The following is a 17,075-nucleotide window of genomic DNA, read 5'->3' as shown; positions in this document are numbered from 1 at the left end:
TCTAACCCAGGGGATGGCAAGATGCCTTTAAGTTCGCAGTTCATATTGGGCGCTGGTAGCGATGGACAACCGGTGGGGCAGCCGTTGCGGCTGGCCAACCGCCATGGCCTCATTGCCGGCGCCACTGGCACAGGCAAGACAGTGACGCTGCAGCGTCTGATCGAGACGTTCAGTGATGCTGGTGTAGCGGTATTCGCTGCTGACGTTAAGGGTGATCTTTGTGGCCTGGGCGCCGCCGGTACGCCGCAAGGCAAGATCGCCGAGCGCATCGCCAGCATGCCCTGGCTGGAGCACCGACCGCAGGCCTATCCGTTGACCCTGTGGGATGTACACGGGCAGAGCGGTCATCCGTTACGCACCACCCTCAGCGAAATGGGCCCACTGCTGCTCGGCGCCTTGCTGGAGTTGACCGACAGCCAGCAGGCTGCGCTCTATGCCGCATTCAAGGTGGCGGATCGAGAAGGGTTGTTGCTGCTCGACCTGAAGGATCTGAAAGCGCTACTCGGCTATCTCAAGGACAGCCCGCAGGTGCTCGGCGAGGACAGTGCGCTGTTCACCAATACCTCGGCGCAAGCCTTGCTGCGACGTCTGGCCAGTCTGGAGCAGCAGGGCGCCGAGGCGTTGTTCGGCGAGCCGGCGTTGCAACTCGAGGATCTGCTGCATCCGGATCGCGATGGCCGTGGGCGGGTTCATCTCCTCGATGCCACTCGCCTCGTACATGAAGCGCCCAAGGTCTACGCCACCTTCCTGCTGTGGTTGCTGGCCGAACTGTTCGAGCAGTTGCCGGAGCGCGGCGATGCCGACAAACCGGTGCTGGCACTGTTCTTCGATGAGGCCCACTTATTGTTCCAGGGCACGCCGAAGGCCCTGCAGGATCGTCTCGAGCAGGTGGTGAGGCTGATTCGTTCGAAAGGCGTCGGGGTGTATTTCGTCACTCAATCGCCGAGCGACTTGCCAGATGACGTGCTGGCGCAACTCGGCTTGCGTATTCAGCATGGTCTGCGTGCGTTCACCGCCAAAGAGCAGAAGGCGCTACGCGCCGTGGCCGATGGTTTCCGTCCCAACCCGGCGTTCAACAGTCTCAGTGTGCTGACCGAGTTGGGGATTGGCGAGGCGCTGGTCGGCACGCTCGAAGAAAAGGGAACGCCCGCGATGGTGCAACGCGTGGCCATTGCTCCGCCGCAATCACGCATCGGTCCATTGAGCGAGAGTGAGCGCGCGGCGCTGGTGCGTCAGTCTTCCCTGGCTGGGCGTTATGACAAGCCCATCGACCGCGAGTCGGCCTATGAGCTGCTCACCGCACGTGCTGCACAAGCGCGCAACGAGGCTCCGGTGAAGGTGCCAGGCAAGCAGAAGGCGGAACCGGGACTGGGCGAGATGGCCAGCGACCTGATCGGCAGTGCGATGAAGAGCGCGTTGCGTCAGGCTGCTAACCAGATCGGTCGGCAACTGGTGCGTGGGCTGATGGGATCGCTGACGGGCAGCAAGAAACGCTAGCAATAGGGCGGAGCAACCCGCCTGAGTGGCAATGACGGGTTGCTCCGCCCTACGCGCTGGTTTGTGTTGGGCGTGGCTAGCTGGCGGCTTCGTCGGCAGCTGCCAGCTTGTCCTGGCGTTCTTTTTCGATTTTTTCGATTTCTTTATCGAAAGCCTGATCGAGCAGGCTGGGTCTCTTGCGCCAGGGTTTGCGGTCAGGATCCGGTTGAGCGGCGTAGGTGATGACTTCCCCGCCGTATACATCCTTGTAACGTTGCGCCTGGCGCTCGAGTTCGGCGCGCAGTTCGTCTTTCGTCACGTGTGTTACCTGTAAAAGTGTGGTGATCGGCCCATACGACGCGTGAAACGCTCCGTCTCACTGTTGCGGCCGTAGGATAATCGAGAGGTTCATGACTTATCGGGCGGTGCGTGCATTACAAAGTTGCAGGCTTGGCACGGCCACCCGTTATGTTCAGTTACTGATGTATTGGTAACTTTTTCATGAGAAAAGTTGCAAGACGCAACTCGCACGTATTATCGCCAATGCCTTTCGAATGTCCAGCCATCAACCCGCAATCGCCTGATAATGCAGGCTGTATCGCAATTGGCGGCTTTCTCCAGCGGCCAGCAGGTGCAGGCCTGGGTGCCCTTCCAGGTGATGCGCATTGACCGGGTGGGTAACGGGTTCGAAGCAGAAGAAGTTCTGTTCCTGAGGGCAGAACAACAGAAACACGTCAGTGCCTTCTGCCTGGCAGACAAGTTGATAGCCAGCATCCGGCTGAATGATGCGTGCGTTACCGGACCAGGCGGTAAAGGCATTGTCGACAAGTTGTTCGGGTAGTTGCGTGGGCTGTTCGAAGTTCCAGGTATTGGGCAACTCGATCCATTGCTGGGAAAGTTTGTCTTCGCCACACAGCCAGACACCTTTGGCTGTCGCCTGCAATTGAGTCTGCGCAGTGCGTGTCAGGTAAGGGTGCAGGCCGAGTCCGTACCAGGTGGGTTGGTCACCCATGTGCGTGGTTTGTAACGTCAGGCTCAGACGGCCGTCACTGAGTTGTACGTGCAGGCGTGCCTGGTAGGGAAACGGCTGTTGGCTGTCGAGTTGCAGTACGGTGCTGTCGGACGTCGTGTTCACCACCTGCCAGGGCTGCTGCCAGGCGCTGCCGTGGATCGGCAACGGTTCATGGCCGGTGTTGGCTGTCAGTGGCTGCCAACCGGCTGGGGTATCGAAGCCGCCGCCGCCGATGCGGTTCGACCAGGGCAGTAGTGGATAGCATGCCAGTCGCCGCGGGTTGGCGCTGGCCAGTGCCTGTTCGTCGCTGTGGCGCAATAATGGCCAGCCGTCGTTCAGGCGTGTCCAGTTGACCAGGCTGGCGCCCAATTCGGGGGCGATGGTCAGTTGTGTCACGTGATCGCTCAGCGTCAGCAAAGAAGTTGGCATTTGGCGTTCCAGAGGTGGTATTTGTCGGGAATTCATAGTGTCATCGTACAACTGCTGGGCTATCATTGCCGCAAACTCTTGAATCGAGAATCCGCCCGCCATGGAAATGCAAAACACCCCACCTCGCGCTCGTCGCAAGCACCGCAGCCTGGCTCAGGAGTTGGTGGCCGACTTGTCGCAGCGCATTCGCGACGGGGTGATCAAGCGCGGTGAGAAACTGCCGACCGAGTCGGCGATCATGGAAGAGCAGGGCGTCAGTCGCACTGTGGTGCGTGAAGCACTGTCGCGTTTGCAGGCTGCGGGCCTGGTCGAGACCCGCCATGGCATCGGCACCTTCGTGCTCGATACGCCCAGCGCCAGTGGTTTTCGCATCGACCCGGCAACCATCGTCACGCTGCGTGACGTGCTGGCCATTCTCGAACTGCGCATCAGCCTGGAAGTGGAGTCCGCCGGTCTGGCGGCCCAACGCCGCAGCGACGCGCAGTTGCAGGAGATCCGTCAGGCACTGGACGCGATCAACGAGAGCGCGGCCAGCTCCAGCGATGCGGTGTCCTCGGATTTCCAGTTCCACCTGCGCATTGCCGAGGCCACCGGCAACCGCTACTTCACGGACATCATGAGTCACCTGGGTACCAGCATCATTCCGCGTACCCGGGTCAATTCGGCCAGGTTGGCCCACGATGACCAGACGCACTACATGGCGCGCCTGGAGCGTGAACATGAGCAGATCTTCGAAGCCATCGCGCGCCAGGATGCCGAAGCGGCTCGTGCGGCCATGCGTCTGCACCTGACCAACAGCCGCGAGCGTTTGCGTCAGGCGCATGAAACCGCCGAGGCCGAGGCGCTGCACGGCTAAGATTGGCGTAACGCCAGGCTGGTGCGTCATATGCACCAGCCTGCTATTCCCCGCACGCACGCACGCACAGCGTAGCGACCCCGCGACACCCTAGCGCCGGTAGGCCAGGGCGACGATACCGCCGACCACGATCAGCCCGCCGATCACCTGCAGGCCGCCAAGCACCTGGCCGAGCACCAGCCAGCCCAGCACCATGCCTGCTACCGGTTCCATGTTCATCACCGGCGCATTACGCGCGATGTTCAGGCGCGGCATGCAGATGAACAGGGTGGAGAAGGCGGCGCCGTAGAGCAGCACCAGGCAGGCCAGTGCGATCCAGCCAGCGCTGGCGTTGGGCAGGCTCAGACCACCCGGAATCAGGCCACTGCTACCCAGCAGGGTCGAGGCGCTGAACACCACGGCCAAGGTCAGCATGCTGCGCACCGAGCCGGCGATTTTCGACAGTCGATTTTCGGTGATCCATAGCGCCACGGCGAACACGGCGGCAGCTGTCAGGCTGAACAGGATGCCGGCGACCCACTCGCCATCCGGCGTATCGGCGCTGGCCAGGCGACCCGGAACATCGAGCACCAGCACCAGGCCGAACAGGATCACGCCCATGATGGCCAGCGCCTGGCGGGTTGGCGCCGCACCGCCGAGCGCCCAGGTGAGCAAAGCCAGCAGGATCGGTGAAAGGTTGACCACCAGTAGCGCCAGCGCCACCGGAATACGCGCTACCGCCGAGTAGATGCAGAAGCTCTGGATGGCGATCAGCAGGCCCAGCAGGATCTGCCAGCCCCAGGTGGCGCGACCCAGTTTCAGCGATTCACGTCGCCACAGTACCAAGGCGGCCAGCGCGACCAGGGTCACGCCGGCGCGCGCGAGCATGGCCAGCAGCAGCCCGGTGTCGTGGTCGAAGGCGATCCGCGCAGCGATGTGGTTGCCCGCGAACGAGCACGCCAGCGTGGCGAGGATCAGGACGGCGATGTGACGCGGAAACGGGGTGGAACCTTGCATGACGAAAGTCCTATTGGTCATGGCCTTCTTCGAGCCTATTCAAAGTCTGCTGCGCGTCGGCCATGCTGCGTTGAAACCAGGCTCAGAATGCTCATTTACAGTGCGTAAACTCCGCTTCTTCGCCTGGTTTCGCCTTGCATGGCTCTAGCTCGCGAGACTTTGAAAAGACTCTCGGCCCTAAAGCAAAACGCCGCCCGATTGGGCGGCGTTGTCGTTCAATGCCCGGGTTTGCTGTCAGAGCACGACGCTCGGCAGCCACAGCGAGATGGCTGGAATGTAGGTCACGGCCATCAGCACCATGAACAGCGCGGCGTAGAACGGCAGCAGTGCCTTCACGGTGTTCTCGATGGTGACCTTGCCGATTGCGGCGCCGACGAAGAGCACTGCACCCACTGGCGGAGTGATCAGGCCGATACCCAGGTTGACCAGCATGATCATGCCGAAGTGTACCGGGTCTACACCGAAAGAGGTGACCACCGGCAGCAGGATCGGAGTCAGGATCAGGATCAGCGGAGCCATGTCCATCAGCGTGCCCAGGGCCAGCAGCATGAAGTTGACGCACATCAGGATCACGTAGCGGTTGTCCGAGAAGGTCAGGAACGCGGTGGTGATCTTCGATGGGATCTGCATCAGGGTCATGATGTAGCCGAACGCGGCAGCGAAGGCGATGAGGATCATCACGATCGACAGCGTGCGCACGGTGCGGTGCAGCATCTTCGGCAGTTCAGTCCACTTGTAGTCGCGGTAGATGAACATGGTCACGAAGAAGGCCCAGATCACCGCGACGGCAGCCGACTCGGTGGCGGTGAATACGCCGGAGAGAATGCCGCCAAGGATGATGACCATGGTCATCAGGCCCCACAGGGCTTCGACGCAGATCTTGATGGCCTGGCGCAGCGGGATCACTTCGCCTTTCGGGTAGTTGCGCTTCTTGGCGAACCACAGGCACAGCGCGGCCATGGTGGCGCTCATCAGCAGACCAGGGCCGATACCGGCCATGAACAGCGCGGCGATGGACACGGTACCGCCAGCGGCCAGCGAGTAGATCACCGAGTTGTGGCTGGGCGGGGTGAGCAGCGCCTGTACCGAACCGGAAACGGTCACGGCGGTGGCGAATTCACGCGGGTAGCCTTTCTTCTCCATTTCCGGGATCAGCACCGACCCCACCGAGGCGGTGTCGGCCAGGGACGAGCCGGAGATGGCACCGAAGAAGGTCGACGCGGTGATGTTCACCAGCGACAGACCGCCGCGGACGAAACCGACCAGCACCCCGGCGAAAGCCACCAGGCGGCGAGCCATGCCGCCCTCGGCCATGATCGCGCCGGCCAGCACGAAGAACGGAATGGCCAGCAGGGAGAACTTGTTCACACCACCGGCGATCTGGATCATCACGGCGTGCAGCGGGATCTCGATCCACCAGGCCCCGATCAGGGCGGAGACACCGAGGGAGTAAGCAACGGGGACGCGTAGCAGGATCAGGACGATGAAACTGCCCACGAGAATGGCGGCATCCATTTACGCGGCCTCCTTGGAATCTTCAGAGTGTTCGAAGTCGACGGCACGGCGCTTGTGTTGATCGCCGTAGAGCAGTTGTTCGATGACGAACAGGAGGGTGATGAAACCGCCCACCGGGATTGGCATGTAGCTGATGCCGACACGTACCGAGGGGAGGGTGCTGAGGTATTGGTTCCAGGTCGCTGCACACAGCTTGTAGCCCCAGATCAGCATGAACAGCGCGATGCCGCCCATGACCAGGCGTACGAACAGCGTGATCAGCGGTGCCAGGGTTCGTGGCAGGCGATCGGTCAGTGAGGTCACGGCCATGTGGGCACCTGCACGGTAGCCGGCAGCGGCTCCGACGAAGGTGAACAGCACCATCAATAGCACTGAAATAGGCTCGGGCCAGCCCAGTCCTTGACCCAGCACGTAACGGCTGAAGACGCCCCAGGGGATGATCGTGGCCATGATCACGATCGCCAGGCTGGCGGTTGCGATGCAGGCACGGTAGATGGCGTCGTTGACGCCTAGAACCAGGTTTTTCATGAGACTTCACCGGTTGCGCGGCGCAGGCAGGGTGCCGGCGCCGCGCGCTTGCGCGTGGATTACTGGACTGCTTCGATGCGCTTGATCAGGTCGGCGAACTGGGCGCCGTACTTCTCACGAACCGGGGCGGTGGCGTCGTAGAAGGGCTTGGTGTCGACTTCGATGAACTCGACGCCTTCGGCCTTGAGCTTCTCGTTGGAAGCGGTTTCCTTGGCGACCCACAGATCACGCTCTTCCAGCTGGGCTTCCTTGGCCAGTTTCTTGACCAGCTCCTGTTGTTCCGGCGTCAGCTTGTTCCAAGTGGTCTTGGACATCAGCAGCGGCTCGGGCAGGATCAGGTGATGCGTCTGGGTGTAGTACTTGGCCGCGCGGAAGTGGTTGTGCTCGAGCAGGGTCGGCGAGTTGTTCTCGGCGCCGTCGATCACGCCGCTCTGCAGGGCGCTGAAGATCTCACCGGTGTCCATGGCGATGCCGTTGCCACCCATGGCGTTGAGAGTGTCGATGAACAGCGGGTTGCCGATCACACGGATCTTCATGCCCTTGAGGTCTTCGATCTTGCGTACCGGCTTCTTGGTGTAGAGGCTGCGGCTGCCGGCTTCCATCCATGCCAGACCGACCATGTTGAAGTCGGAATTGGTGATGGCGTCGAGGATGTCCTGGCCGATGTCACCGTCGATCACCTTGCGCATGTGGTCGATGTCGCGGAACACGAACGGCATGTTGAACACGTTGGTGGCTGGAACCACCGAACCGACCGAACCGAGGCTGACGCGGGTCAGTTGCACAGCGCCGATCTGGGTTTGCTCGATGACTTCCTTCTCGGAGCCCAGTACGCCGCCTGCGAACATGCGGGACTTGATTTCACCGTTGGTGGCAGCTTCCAGTTTCTTGCCGAGGTTTTCCATGGCGACTACGGTCGGGTAGCCGGCAGGGTGGATTTCGGCAATCTTCAGGGTCGTCTCGGCCTGAACGAAGGAAGACAGACCGAGAGCTAGCGGAAGTGTGGCGAGAAGCAACTTGCGTTTGAGGTTCATGCGGAAAGCTCCGTCTTGTTGTTGTTGGTGTACAGCAGTGCGAGTCCGGTGCCGCAAGCGGCCCGGGGTGAATCGGATCAGGGTTGGAAGGTCGGCTCCTCGATACCGCGTACGCCGGCTTGCAGGGCGAATACGCCGCCCGCCAGAGGCTGGTCGGAGAGGTCGCCGCCAGGGCGGATCGAAGTGACGAACAGGGTGTCGAGGTTGGCTCCGCCGAAAGCGCACATGGCGGGTTTCTTCACGGGAACCGCCAGCGAACGGTCGAGGCGGCCATCCGGGGTGAAGCGATGGATCAGGCCTTCGTCGTTGCCGCAGATCCAGTAGCAGCCGTCGACATCCATCGCGGCGCCGTCGGGGCGACCCGGATGCTGCTTCATGTCGATGAACAGACGACGGTTGTGCGGCGTGCCGCTATCGGTGTCGTAGTCGAAGGCCCAGACGCTCTGCACGGTCGGGTGCGAGTCGGAGAGGTACATGGTGCGGCCATCGGGGCTGAAGGCCAGGCCGTTGGGCACGATGAAGTCATCGAGCACCTGTTGCAGCTGACCGTCGTAGCGATACAGCGCGCCGACGCGGGCGCCTGCGGCCATGTCCAGCAGCATGGTGCCGGCCCAGAAGCGCCCCTGGCGGTCGCAGCGACCGTCGTTGAAGCGCATCTCCGGGCGGGCATGATCAACCTGCGCCAGACGCTCGGACAGTACGCTGCCGTCGTCCTGTGGGCGCAGGTGGAAGATGCCGCTCTGCATGCCGGCGATCCAGCCACCTGCCGGGTGCATGGCGATGCAGGCGAGCATCTCGTCTGCCTGCCAGCTGCGTATGCTGGCATCGGCGGCGTTCCAGCGATAGAGGCGACCGGCCGGGATGTCGGCCCAGTACAAAGCCTGTTCCTGGGCGTTCCATACCGGGCTTTCGCCGGTGGCGTTGCGGGTATCGAAGATCAGTTCGGCTGACATGGCAGTTCGTCGCTCTGGTTATTCTTGTAGCGTCGCTGGGTGTAACGGGTGAATCAGTCGCCGAAGGGGCCGGAGGCAACGAACGCACCACCTTGGTAGATGCGATTCGGGTCGTCTTCGGCAGGCTGCGGCTGTGCCTCGATCTTGGCGCGGAAGATTTCCGAGCTGTCCTTGGGCTTGAAGCCCAGGTGAGCGGCATGGCTGTTGTCCCACCAGACGTCACGGTTGTTGGACATGCCATAGACCACGGTGTGGCCGACGTTGTCGGCGTACAGGCAGCGCTCGATCAGGTGCGTGAGGTCGTCGAAGCTCAGCCAGGTGCTCATCATCCGGCGGTTGGCAGGCTCCGGGAACGAGGAGCCGATGCGGATGCTGACGGTCTCGATGCCGTAGCGATCGAAGTAGAAGCTGGCCATGTCTTCGCCGTAGGACTTGGACAGACCGTAGTAGCTGTCGGGGCGGCGCAGGGCGTGGGCGTCGATGCCTTCGTTCTGCTTGTAGAAGCCGATGACATGGTTGGAGCTGGCGAACACCACGCGTTTGACGCCGTGGCGGCGGGCCGCTTCATAGATGTGGAATACGCCGCAGATGTTGGGGCCGACGATTTCTTCGAAGGGACGTTCTACCGATACGCCGCCGAAGTGGATGATGGCGTCGACGCCTTCGACCAACTGATGCACGGCCTGTTTGTCAGCCAGATCGCAGGGCACGATTTCTTCGTGCGGGCCTTCGGCTGGAGCCATGTTGGCGATGTCGGAAAGGCGCAGGATATTGGCGTAAGGGCGGAGGCGTTCGCGCAGTACCTTGCCCAGGCCGCCGGCAGCACCGGTGAGCAACAGACGATTGAACGGGCGGAAGTCGCTGGAAGTAGAGGTCATTGCAGGGCCTGGACTCTTGTCGCTTGTTGTTATTGGGTTGTCATACGTTGTCGTATGACTTGGATCGATTATCAGCAGCCAACCAGGCAATGTCAACGCAGTGGAAAAGGAAAATTGCGAGTTTTCGCCTGGGCTTCGATAGCCAGTGGCGCAGCGATAGGGTATTCGCTATTTATGTAAATGCTGGCGTTGAGCGGCTCTATGACGCTTGTCTTGGCCGGGTTTCATGTGTTTGGCGGAGGCTCGGCGAGCTTTGCGAGCGGCGCTTGAGCAAAACGGCGCGTTCGGCTTTTTGACTAAAGTTGTATGACAACGTATCTCGATGTGAATGGCGGCCGAGATAATGCCCGTTCGGGGCAGGGTAGGGTGTGCGGGGCGCACCGGGAATACTGCGGTGCTTGCAGGGTGCGCATGACGAACCCTGCTTGATTGTCGGTTCAGGCCAGGCGCAGGTGGTTGTCCCACAGTCCGGCGGGTAGCTCCAGCGCCTTGGCGGCGATGCGCTCGCTGCGGCAGTCGTACAGGCGGCAACGGCCCTGGCCGGAGCTGACGACGAAGCCATCGGCTACCGCACCGACGCCGGCACAGTCAGGAAGGGCCACGTCCAGGCGAACCTCGGCGCTGTCCAGATCCCAGATGAAGAAGCGATTGCCGCGCGGGGCGGTCATTGCCAGCAGGCGCAGCTCGTCGTGAATGGCGACGCTGGCCGTGTACTGATTCATCATCGCGCGCTGCGCCTCGCCCAGGGCGAAGGGCTGGAACGGCTGGCCAGGGCGCTTGATCGCCAGCAGCGGCACTCTGTCATGCAGGTCGCCCATGTATTGCTGGCCGCTGACCACAGTGCCATCGCGAGCGACGGCCAGGTGGCGGATGCTGTTCTGCGGGTCGGCTAGGCGCTCCTGGCTGACCAGGCTGCCGTCGCGGCGCATCAGCACCAGGCTGGCGTCCATGGCGTCGAGGTTCATCTCCACGCGGCTTTCCGCTTCGGTGCGGATGCCGCCGTTTGCCACCACCAGGGTTTCGCCGTCAGGCATCCACAGCAGTTGGTGCGGGCCGACACCGTGGGTGCCGTGCTCGCTGTCGCGCAGCAGCTGTTCGCCTTGCAGGCGATAGACACCCAGTACGCCACGGCCCGGCTCGGTGGTGTCGTTCTCGGTGGCGTACAGCCAATCACCGTCCTTGTGGAACACGGCGTGGCCATTGAAGTGGCGTCCGTCCGCTGAGGTGAGGGTCTGTAGCAGGCGACCGTCGCGGGTATCGATCAGGTAGCTTTCGGTGCTCGGGCGGCGGCCGACGAACAACGCCAGCGGCAGGCTGAGATGCGGTACCACGTCGTGGCAGCGTTCGTTCACCGGGGTGGCGAAGGCGCGCTCGCCATCCAGGCGATAGCCCACGGCGTAGTGGCGGCCGTCGGCGTCGTCGCGGGCCGACAGCAGCAGTGGCTGGCCGGAAGGGCCGAATAGCGTCCAGCCACCGAAGGCGCCGGCGGCTGCCAGGCTCGCGGCCACGGCGCCGAGACCGAGACCGAGAAAGGCTCTGCGCTGCATGCTCAATCTCCGTCGTGGGCGTTGAAGCCGATCTGCACGCCGAGCGCCTTGGCCAGCTCGCTTTCCTGCAAGCGATGCAGGCGGTTGAGGCTGTCGTAGAGCTCGTTCAGGCTGGTGCGGCCGGCTTCGTCGGCGAGCAGTTCGCCCAGCGGGCGATCCAGTGCGGCCAGGCGCTGGCGGGTGTCCTGGTAGGCCGCGTCGATGCGTTGACCCAGCTCGGCCTGATCCTTGTCCAGCAGTGACTGGATGCCGTCACGGTTGGTGCCATGCCAGAGCAGTTCGGCATTGGCCAGCGCCGCGCCGAGGTTGGCCAGGCTGGCCGCGCTGCGCCAGGCTTCGGCCTGGTAAGGCTGGGGAATGCCCTTGCTCTGGCGGCCCATGGGCGCGCCGAGCTTCTTCTTCAGACCATCCAGGGCGCTGACCTGCACGCGCAGCAGCTCGGCGATGGCTTCGTTGGAGTCGGCGTAGCGCTCGTTGGGGAAGGCTTTGAGCTGCGCCGCGGTGCCTTCCTTGGCCTGCCACTGAGCGAGGATATCGGCGGCGAGCGCCTGCTGGTGTTTGCCGATGGATTCCAGCAGCGGGCAGTAGCGGGCCTTCTGCTCGGCCTGGTTGAGATCCAGGTTCGGGTCGAACAGCAGGTATTCGTAAGCGGTCAGGCCTTGCACCACCACGCTGGCGCTGGCCAGGTCGTCAGCACTCAGCTGCGGCTTGCTGTTGAGCAAGGCTTCGACCTGGCGCTGCACCAGGTTCTTCTTGTCCGGCCAGAACTGGATCTGCCAGGCGCGGTTGCCTTCGGCGAGCGGGCCGAGCAGCACTGGCTGCAAACCGGCCCAGGCACTCTGGGCACCAAGGAAGGCCTGGCGCGCGGCGGGCAGATCGGCGCTGCCGGCGCAGAACGCGGCGGCGCTGCTGGCCAGTTGGCGGTCGGCCTCCTGCCAGCTGTTGTAAGCCGGAAGGATCACGCCTTCGGTCAACGCGGCGCTGACCTTGGCCTTGGGATCCTGCTGACCACAGCCGACCAGGGCCAGGCCGAGTAGTGAAGCGATCAGGGTTTTGTGCAACATCGCAGGCTCCTTACAGAGAATTTAGGAAGGCGAGCAGCGCTGCTCGCTCATCGCCATCGAAACGCAGTACGCGCTGCTTGGCCGCTTCGGCTTCGCCGCCGTGCCAGAGAATCGCCTCCAGCAGGTTGCGCGCGCGACCGTCATGGAGGAACTGAGTATGGCCGTTGACCTTTTCCGTCAGGCCAATGCCCCACAGCGGCGCCGTGCGCCATTCACGGCCGCTGGCGAGAAACTCCTCGCGGCCATCGGCCAGCCCTTCGCCCATGTCATGCAGTAGCAGGTCTGTATAAGGTCGGATCAACTGGTTGGCCAGTTCCGGCTCTGCCGCGTCAGCCGAGGTGGTGAAGCTTGGTGTATGACACTGCTGGCAGCCAGCCTGGTGAAACAGACTCTTGCCCTTGAGCACCTCTGGGGCGTCGACGTTACGCCGTGCCGGCACGCCGAGGTTACGACTGTAGAACAGCACGCTGGCGAGGATATTGTCGCTCACTTCCGGTTCGCCGCCGTTGGGCGCGGCCAGGCAGTCGGTCTGCGCGGCGGTGCAGTTGTCATGGGGAATCAGCGAGCTGGTCAGGCCCATGTCGTTGGCGAAGGCGTCGGCGTTCTGCTGGTTGAGGTTGGGTTGTCCGGCTTTCCAGCCGAAGCGGCCGAGCACGCTGCGCTGCTGGGCGCGATCCCAGACCCTATTGGGGCGACCGGAGATGCCGTCGCCATTGGCGTCATCCGGATCGGCGCCGGCCAGGATGTCCTCTTCGGCGATGGCTTCGAGCAGGCCGAGGCCGATCATCGGTGGGGCGATGCGCACCGAGAACAGGGTATCCGGGTGCATGTCGCCGTAACCGAGCTGGCTGATGACCAGCTGCGGCTTGCGCAGCTCCACCACGGTGCCGTCGGCGAAGCGCACCGGCACGCTGCTGTAGGTCACGCGCACTTTGCCTTCGGGGGCCACGCCTGGGTTGGCCATGTCCTGCAACTGGGCGCCGTAGGTCGGTTCGGCGACCACGCCCTGGCGTACCAGCAACTCGGCATGCTCCGCTTTGGCGGGTATCGACAGGCGTACCAGCATCGAGGCGGCGCTGACGGCGTCCGGGCCTGGTGGGTGGCCGCGACCATCCTTGAGGTGGCAGTTCTGGCAGGCATTGGTGTTGAACAGCGGGCCCAGGCCGTCGCGTGCGGTGGTGGTGGCGGGGGCGGTGACCCAGGGGTTGCGGAAGAAGCTGTTGCCGACCGAGAAGTCCAGGCGGCGGCTTGGCGCCAGGTTGGCCGAAGGCTGGGAGAAGGCGTTGTGATCGAACTTGCGTACCGTGGCCGCACCGGCTGACAGGGCTTCGCCGGGCTCTGCCGCGGTAAATTCAGGCTGCTGTTCACAGGCAATCAGGGACAAGGCCAGAAAGGGCAGCAGGCAACGCTGGAGCGGCGACATCGAGGAACTATCCAGGCGGGCAAGAAACGGGGCGCCAAGATTAGCAGGCTAACGTAATTTAAATAAGATGGATTAGCGTTATCTGCACGTGGCCAGAGGTCGCGGGTCGGCTGCGTCAACGTCGCGCACCGACGCAGTCGGTTGGCCCCATTCGCCTCAGGCCGTCGGCCTGTTCACTTCGATGAACCACTTGGGTTGCATGGCGGTGAAGTCGGTGCGGATGTTCGAGGGCAGGTAACTGGCTGAATCCAGCACGCGGAGCTGACCCGCCAGGCGTTCGCATACCACCCAATGCCAGAAGTCGCGGCCGTTTTCCTGGTGGTGCTTGATCGCCAGCAGCGCCAGATCCGGCAGGCTCTCCCAGGATTCGAAGGGTGTCTCGCCGGCTGCGGCAGTCGCACCTCCCGTGGCCAGCAGGCGCCTGACGTATTGGGTATCGGACCACAGCGATTCGTCCTCGGCATGGATGCCCATGGCGTTGGCGATCGTTTTCATCTCGGCGTAGGTCTTGCCGAGAATATTGGCCGAGGCGGCGATGCCGCAGCCGCTGACTTCTTCCTGGATCACGCAGGCCGTCGAGTGGGTTTCCTCGACGGGCTGTTGGACGAGATTGGCCTGGGGCACCCAGCCCGATTCCGCCGTGCCTTCGCGCGTGCACCAGTACCAGCCATTGAGGCTGCGCGAGACAAGCAGCCGCTCGCCGGCGCGGACATCCAGTTCGCGGGCGGTATAGGCCTCGCGAGCGCGGGCGCGCTGTTCATCGAGTCGTTCGATGACCTGGCTGGGTACCCAGCCACCTTCCTGGCCCGGCGTGGTGCAGAAGAACCAGTTATCCCAGCCTTCGTCGCCCTGATACGCCTCGCCGACGCTAAGCGGCGCGCCCTCGGCGAAGGTGATCGGGTTGGGAAATTCGCTGTTGTGATCAAGGGTGACGATAAAGATTTGCCGAGTCATGTGCTTCCTGCCAAGACGGAACCGTTGCGTTTAGGCGCGACAGCGTATCGGCAGGCCAAGCGTTGGGAAAGGGCGTGGGAGTTTGCCGTGTGGTCGCGGTAAGACGGGAATAGGGGCGGCCTGGTGAGCGTGACCAGGCCGCGGGGTGACTCAGGCGCTGACCCGGAAGCGGTTGACCTGCTCCTGCAGGTCGCTGCCCAGGCGCGCCAGGTCGACGCTGGCCGCCGAGGTTTCCTCGGTGGCGGCGGCCGACTGTTCGGCGATGTCACGGATGTTGGAAATGCTGCGGTTGATCTCCTCGGCCACCGAGCTCTGCTGCTCGGAGGCGGTGGCGATCTGCTGGTTCATCTGCTGGATGCGCGACACGGCCTCGTCGATCAAGGTCAGCGCGGTGCCGGCCTGACGCGCGGCTTCCACGGTTTCGCCCGCCATGCTGCGGCTCTTGGTCATCACTCCCACGGCATTCTCGGCGCCGCTTTGCAGGGTTTCGATCAGTTGCTCGATCTGCTGCGTGGACTCCTGCGTGCGGCGCGCCAGGGCGCGCACTTCATCGGCGACCACGGCGAAGCCACGGCCGGCGTCACCGGCGCGCGCGGCCTCGATGGCGGCGTTGAGGGCGAGCAGGTTGGTCTGCTCGGCGATGCTCTTGATCACGTCCAGCACGGTACCGATGTTGGCGCTGTCGCCCTTGAGGCGGCCGATGGCCTCGGCGGAGGCTTCGACGGTATGCGCCAGTTGCTCGATGCTGGTGATGGCCTGCTGCACCACGGCGCCGCCCTGACGGGTCTGATCCTCGGCGTGGCTAGCCGAGCTGGCGGCGCTTTCGGCGTTGCGCGCGACATCCAGCACGGTGGTCGCCATCTGGTTCATGGCGGTGGCGACCTGCTCGGTCTCCATGCGCTGTTCGGTGACGCCGGCACTGGTCTGCTCGGTGACGGCCGAGAGCTCCTCGGCGGCGGTGGCGAGCTGGGTAATGCCGGCGCCCAGGCGCCCGATGAGGTCGCGCAGGCTCTCGGTCATGGCCTGCATGGCTTGCATCAGTTGGCCCAGCTCATCGCGTCGTTCGCTGCGAATGTCGAGGGTGAGGTCGCCGCTGGCCACCTGGCGCGCGACGCTGACCACCCGTTGCAGCGGGCCGACGATCACCTGGGTGATCAGCACGGCGCAGAGCAGGCCAAGGACGAATGCCACTGCAGCGGCCACGATGAGCAGGTGCTTGGCGTCGTTGGAGTCGTTCTCCAGCAGGGTGCGTTGCAGCCCCAGCGACTTGCTGGAGGCAGCGGCCACCTCGCGGGCACGTTCGGTCATCGCCTGCTCGGACTGGTTACGGGCTTGCAGGCTGGCGCGCATGCTCTTGAATTGCTCGCGGTATTCGCCGAGCGAACGCATGGCTTCGTCGAGCGTCTGGCGCGCCTGCGCATCCAGGGTCAGGCGCTGGAGTTTCTCGCCGTTGCTTGCCAGTGACTGGAAATGTTCATCCAGCTTGCTGGCGTAGCTGTCTTCGCCGCGCAGGAGGAAGTCCTTCTCCCTGCGCCTGGCTTCGAGCAACTCGGTGGACAGCGTGTTGGCCAGGTTGGCGTGATCCAGCAGTTCGATGCTGGTCGCGTCGTTGGTCTGGCGAATCTGCTCGACGGCGGTCAGGCGCAGGCGTTCGGCCAATGACTCGAAACGTTCGAGTGCCGCTCTGGCCGAGTCTTCCATGGCCTTCTGAACCTGCTGGTTGCTGTTGGTGGTTTCCTGCAGATGGAGCAGTTCCGCGCGGTAGCGCTCGACGTCCTCCTTGATCTGGCGCATCAGCGCCTTGTTCTCCGGCAACTGCAGGCGTGCTTCGCTGGTCTGGGCCTGGGCGCCGATCTCGTCGGCGAGGGCGACGGCCTGGTTCAGGTACTGGGTTTCGCCACGGATGATGTAGTTCTTTTCCTGCTGGCGAGCCTGGGTCAGCTTGTTGTCGATGGCGTTGACACCGAGCAGGTTGTCGAAGCGTGTCAGGCTGGTTTCCAGCGCCCAGTGCCCGATCCAGACGGTGCACAGGGTGATGAGCAGGATCAGGCCGAAACCGGCCATGAGTTTCTTACGGACACTCAGGTCAAGCAGGACTCTAGCAAGCGTATTCATGACAACTCCTTGTAGCGCACGTTTCTCGTAGAACCTGGGTCTGCAGCGTGCATGACTGCCTGCGGGGGTGATTGGCAGACATGCTCGACCGTGTAGGCGAAGCGGGTGCCAATACGACGAGTGGATGGTGCTGGAGGAGGGCTGGTCGGGCGTTCGGCCAGGCGTGATGGGCGGACGGCGTTCGTGCGGATTTTCTGGCCATCGCTGAGGGTAGTGAGTGGCCACGGCGTTGCCGGGGACGCCTGCAAGCGTGCTGATAAAGCTCGACACTCGAAGTGATCTGGCGTCCGCAGAA

The 17,075-nt window shown here is 63.3% G+C and carries 15 protein-coding genes and 1 pseudogene; 2 read left to right on the top strand and 14 right to left on the bottom strand.

Features of this window, described 5'->3' with window-relative positions; all coding sequences use genetic code 11:
* Positions 1-21: 21 nt before the first annotated feature.
* Entirely contained in the window at positions 22-1,497 is a 1,476-nt protein-coding gene (locus HS968_RS19335) for a helicase HerA-like domain-containing protein (protein ID WP_182368231.1), read from the top strand.
* 76 nt (positions 1,498-1,573) lie between these two features.
* On the opposite strand, the gene HS968_RS19330 is transcribed toward HS968_RS19335, so the two are convergent.
* Together HS968_RS19330 and HS968_RS19325 are read right to left on the bottom strand one after the other, a co-directional pair.
* Positions 1,574-1,795, bottom strand: a complete 222-nt coding sequence (locus tag HS968_RS19330) for a hypothetical protein (RefSeq protein ID WP_179622309.1) — start codon at positions 1,793-1,795, stop codon at positions 1,574-1,576.
* A 246-nt stretch (positions 1,796-2,041) separates the two neighbouring features.
* A complete protein-coding gene (locus HS968_RS19325; RefSeq protein WP_182368229.1) occupies positions 2,042-2,917 on the bottom strand; it encodes an aldose 1-epimerase in 876 nt (291 codons plus the stop codon).
* A gap of 100 nt (positions 2,918-3,017) precedes the next feature.
* Here HS968_RS19325 and HS968_RS19320 point away from each other — a divergent pair, with 100 nt between their 5' ends.
* Positions 3,018-3,773, top strand: a complete 756-nt coding sequence (locus tag HS968_RS19320; RefSeq protein WP_119693219.1) for a FadR/GntR family transcriptional regulator — start codon at positions 3,018-3,020, stop codon at positions 3,771-3,773.
* Positions 3,774-3,863: 90 nt separating this feature from the next.
* Here the strand turns inward: HS968_RS19320 and HS968_RS19315 are convergent, their stop codons facing one another.
* The 12 genes and pseudogenes from HS968_RS19315 to HS968_RS26815 all read right to left on the bottom strand — a co-directional run.
* On the bottom strand, positions 3,864-4,769 hold the full coding sequence (locus HS968_RS19315; RefSeq protein ID WP_182368227.1) for an EamA family transporter: 906 nt from the start codon (positions 4,767-4,769) through the stop codon (positions 3,864-3,866).
* A gap of 234 nt (positions 4,770-5,003) precedes the next feature.
* The gene (locus HS968_RS19310; RefSeq protein ID WP_182368225.1) at positions 5,004-6,284 is read right to left on the bottom strand and encodes a TRAP transporter large permease; all 1,281 of its coding nucleotides are present in this window, start codon (positions 6,282-6,284) and stop codon (positions 5,004-5,006) included.
* Positions 6,285-6,812 (bottom strand): TRAP transporter small permease, encoded by a 528-nt coding sequence (locus HS968_RS19305; protein ID WP_119693216.1) that lies wholly within the window; start codon positions 6,810-6,812, stop codon positions 6,285-6,287.
* Positions 6,813-6,871: 59 nt separating this feature from the next.
* On the bottom strand, positions 6,872-7,846 hold the full coding sequence (locus HS968_RS19300) for a TRAP transporter substrate-binding protein (protein WP_106736753.1): 975 nt from the start codon (positions 7,844-7,846) through the stop codon (positions 6,872-6,874).
* Between the two features lie 77 nt (positions 7,847-7,923).
* Positions 7,924-8,799: an SMP-30/gluconolactonase/LRE family protein gene (locus HS968_RS19295; protein ID WP_179622307.1), complete on the bottom strand. Its 876-nt coding sequence runs from the start codon at positions 8,797-8,799 to the stop codon at positions 7,924-7,926.
* A 53-nt stretch (positions 8,800-8,852) separates the two neighbouring features.
* A complete protein-coding gene (locus HS968_RS19290) occupies positions 8,853-9,677 on the bottom strand; it encodes an NAD-dependent epimerase/dehydratase family protein (RefSeq protein WP_119693214.1) in 825 nt (274 codons plus the stop codon).
* 437 nt (positions 9,678-10,114) lie between these two features.
* Positions 10,115-11,224 carry a DUF1513 domain-containing protein gene (locus tag HS968_RS19285; protein ID WP_179622306.1) on the bottom strand — a complete coding sequence of 370 codons (1,110 nt, stop codon included), beginning with the start codon at positions 11,222-11,224 and terminating at the stop codon, positions 10,115-10,117.
* A 2-nt stretch (positions 11,225-11,226) separates the two neighbouring features.
* On the bottom strand, positions 11,227-12,288 hold the full coding sequence (locus HS968_RS19280) for an imelysin family protein (RefSeq protein ID WP_179622305.1): 1,062 nt from the start codon (positions 12,286-12,288) through the stop codon (positions 11,227-11,229).
* 10 nt (positions 12,289-12,298) lie between these two features.
* Complete coding sequence (locus HS968_RS19275) at positions 12,299-13,711, bottom strand: di-heme oxidoreductase family protein (protein ID WP_119693211.1); 1,413 nt, start codon at positions 13,709-13,711, stop codon at positions 12,299-12,301.
* A gap of 156 nt (positions 13,712-13,867) precedes the next feature.
* Positions 13,868-14,665 carry an SH3 domain-containing protein gene (locus tag HS968_RS19270; RefSeq protein ID WP_119693210.1) on the bottom strand — a complete coding sequence of 266 codons (798 nt, stop codon included), beginning with the start codon at positions 14,663-14,665 and terminating at the stop codon, positions 13,868-13,870.
* Between the two features lie 150 nt (positions 14,666-14,815).
* Positions 14,816-15,526 carry a methyl-accepting chemotaxis protein gene (locus HS968_RS26820; RefSeq protein WP_407681666.1) on the bottom strand — a complete coding sequence of 237 codons (711 nt, stop codon included), beginning with the start codon at positions 15,524-15,526 and terminating at the stop codon, positions 14,816-14,818.
* Positions 15,527-15,724: 198 nt separating this feature from the next.
* Positions 15,725-16,729, bottom strand: a pseudogene (locus tag HS968_RS26815) (methyl-accepting chemotaxis protein); the annotation flags it as partial.
* Between the last annotated feature and the right edge of the window lie 346 nt (positions 16,730-17,075).

Origin of the sequence: Pseudomonas berkeleyensis (assembly GCF_014109765.1) — a bacterium.
In the GTDB taxonomy this organism is placed as follows: Bacteria; Pseudomonadota; Gammaproteobacteria; order Pseudomonadales; family Pseudomonadaceae; genus Aquipseudomonas; species Aquipseudomonas berkeleyensis.
The sequence above is the reverse complement of the archived record's forward strand: the minus strand, read 5'-3'. Positions and strand labels throughout refer to the sequence as shown.

Excerpts from the sequence above, each read along its gene's own strand:
- HS968_RS19335 (WP_182368231.1), top strand. The coding sequence starts at position 22 with ATGCCTTTAAGTTCGCAGTTCATATTGGGCGCTGGTAGCGATGGACAA.
- HS968_RS19325 (WP_182368229.1), bottom strand. The coding sequence starts at position 2,917 with ATGCCAACTTCTTTGCTGACGCTGAGCGATCACGTGACACAACTGACC.
- HS968_RS19320 (WP_119693219.1), top strand. The coding sequence starts at position 3,018 with ATGGAAATGCAAAACACCCCACCTCGCGCTCGTCGCAAGCACCGCAGC.
- HS968_RS19315 (WP_182368227.1), bottom strand. The coding sequence starts at position 4,769 with ATGCAAGGTTCCACCCCGTTTCCGCGTCACATCGCCGTCCTGATCCTC.
- HS968_RS19310 (WP_182368225.1), bottom strand. The coding sequence starts at position 6,284 with ATGGATGCCGCCATTCTCGTGGGCAGTTTCATCGTCCTGATCCTGCTA.
- HS968_RS19305 (WP_119693216.1), bottom strand. The coding sequence starts at position 6,812 with ATGAAAAACCTGGTTCTAGGCGTCAACGACGCCATCTACCGTGCCTGC.
- HS968_RS19300 (WP_106736753.1), bottom strand. The coding sequence starts at position 7,846 with ATGAACCTCAAACGCAAGTTGCTTCTCGCCACACTTCCGCTAGCTCTC.
- HS968_RS19295 (WP_179622307.1), bottom strand. The coding sequence starts at position 8,799 with ATGTCAGCCGAACTGATCTTCGATACCCGCAACGCCACCGGCGAAAGC.
- HS968_RS19290 (WP_119693214.1), bottom strand. The coding sequence starts at position 9,677 with ATGACCTCTACTTCCAGCGACTTCCGCCCGTTCAATCGTCTGTTGCTC.
- HS968_RS19285 (WP_179622306.1), bottom strand. The coding sequence starts at position 11,224 with ATGCAGCGCAGAGCCTTTCTCGGTCTCGGTCTCGGCGCCGTGGCCGCG.
- HS968_RS19280 (WP_179622305.1), bottom strand. The coding sequence starts at position 12,288 with ATGTTGCACAAAACCCTGATCGCTTCACTACTCGGCCTGGCCCTGGTC.
- HS968_RS19275 (WP_119693211.1), bottom strand. The coding sequence starts at position 13,711 with ATGTCGCCGCTCCAGCGTTGCCTGCTGCCCTTTCTGGCCTTGTCCCTG.
- HS968_RS19270 (WP_119693210.1), bottom strand. The coding sequence starts at position 14,665 with ATGACTCGGCAAATCTTTATCGTCACCCTTGATCACAACAGCGAATTT.
- HS968_RS26820 (WP_407681666.1), bottom strand. The coding sequence starts at position 15,526 with ATGGCGACCACCGTGCTGGATGTCGCGCGCAACGCCGAAAGCGCCGCC.